The 1,663-nt window shown below is 42.9% G+C and carries 2 protein-coding genes; both read left to right on the top strand.

What is annotated here, in order from left to right; all coding sequences use genetic code 11:
* A partial coding sequence (locus JC606_RS23075; protein ID WP_198779535.1) for a GrpB family protein occupies positions 1 to 248 on the top strand: 248 nt, incomplete at its 5' end.
* A 183-nt stretch (positions 249 to 431) separates the two neighbouring features.
* A protein-coding gene (locus JC606_RS23070) for an IS3 family transposase (RefSeq protein ID WP_198779533.1) occupies positions 432 to 1,582 on the top strand; the annotation gives its coding sequence in 2 pieces (ribosomal slippage) (positions 432 to 675 and positions 675 to 1,582; 1,152 coding nt in all).
* Positions 1,583 to 1,663: the final 81 nt, after the last annotated feature.

The raw sequence follows: 1,663 nt of genomic DNA, 5'->3' as shown, positions 1-1,663 counted from the left end.
GAAGTACATCGAGCGTTTTAGTCAATCAAGTGTCAACCCATATCAGGACGGGTCAGTCTCCAGAAGCAAATAGGCATATTGCATTTCGAGACTACTTGATTCAATTTCCAGAAATAGCGTCGCATTATGGTAATTTGAAGCGAGAAGGTGCTTCAATTTGTGATAACGATATTGGTGTATATTGCAATCATAAAGACAGTTTTATAAAGGAGCATGAAGCAAACGCACTACGCTGGAAATTTACCTAACAATAAATTTAAGAGTGATTCACAACGCTCGGCGCTTTCACTTCAAGTAAGTTTAGTGTTTATGACACAATGCTTTAGGTTGGGTGGTTAGCGTTGTTCACATATATGGTCTCCCCCAGTTTGATCCGCACCATCAGTTTTGGACACTGCGTTAAGTGAGTACAATCACTAACGAGGTGGACAATGACAACCAAGAAAACACGCATCAAACATGCTCCTGAGTTTAAAGCCGAAGCACTTAAGTTGGCTGAGAAAGTCGGTGTCGCTGCTGCTGCACGACAGCTATCGTTATATGAATCTCAAATCTATGGGTGGCGTAAAGCCGTTAAAAAAGACGCGAAGATCAGCGACAGAGAAAGAGAGCTCGCCACTGAAAATGCCAAACTCAAACGATTACTGGCTGAGCAAGCTGAAGAGCTAGATATCGTAAAAAAGGCCGCCACCTACTTCGCGAAAAATCTAAAGTAGATTGTTATGAGTTTATGCTCGAACACCTGATGCGGTATAGGATTGTCCGTATGGCTAAGGTGTTTGGGGTTTCTCGAAGTGGGTTTTATTACTGGATTAATCATCGCCACAAAGTTACTCAACGCAATGAGCACCGCAAACAGCTTGATAGCAAGGTTCGAGAAGTTTTTGCAAATAATAAGGAACGCGATGGTGCACGGCGTATTCAAAAAGAGCTTGAAGAGAATGGGAATAAGCACGATGTAAAAACCATTGCTGCGAGTATGAAGCGCCAGAGCTTAGTCGCGAAAGCCGCCCGTAAGTTTAAATGTACGACAGACAGTAAGCATAAGCTTCCTGTCGCACCGAACTTACTTGAGCAAGACTTTAATGCGACAGCGCCGAATCAAAAATGGGCTCGCGATATTACCTATCTAGCGACAAGCGAAGGTTGGATGTATTTAGCTGTTGTCATCGATTTATACTCACGGCAAGTCGTTGGTTGGTCAATGAACACTAGAATGACGGCGACTCTGGTCTGTGATGCGCTATCAATGGCATTATTCCGCAGAGGTATGCCAGAAGGGGTGATTATCCATAGTGATAGAGGTAGTCAGTATTGTTCAAAAGACTACCGAGACTTAATTGCAGCCCATAATCTAAAACAAAGTATGAGCAGGAAAGGAAATTGTTGGGATAACGCTTGTGTTGAAAGCTTTTTCCACTCAATGAAAGTAGAAGCCGTCCAATACGAGCCGATAATGACGCGAGAAGAGATGCGCCAAGCACTTTTTGAGTATATCGAAGTTGATTATAATCGAACAAGAAGGCACAGTGCCCTTGGGTATCTAAGCCCAGTTAACTTTGAAAAACAATATGTCGCTTAATGCGCTGTCCAGTCTGGCTGGAGCAGATCATCTTTTGCCAAGGGCTATTTAGAACAACTTCGATTAAAGAATTATGAGTAC

Source organism: Vibrio sp. IB15 (assembly GCF_016406055.1).
Lineage (GTDB): Bacteria > Pseudomonadota > Gammaproteobacteria > Enterobacterales > Vibrionaceae > Vibrio > Vibrio chagasii.
The sequence above is the reverse complement of the archived record's forward strand: the minus strand, read 5'-3'. Positions and strand labels throughout refer to the sequence as shown.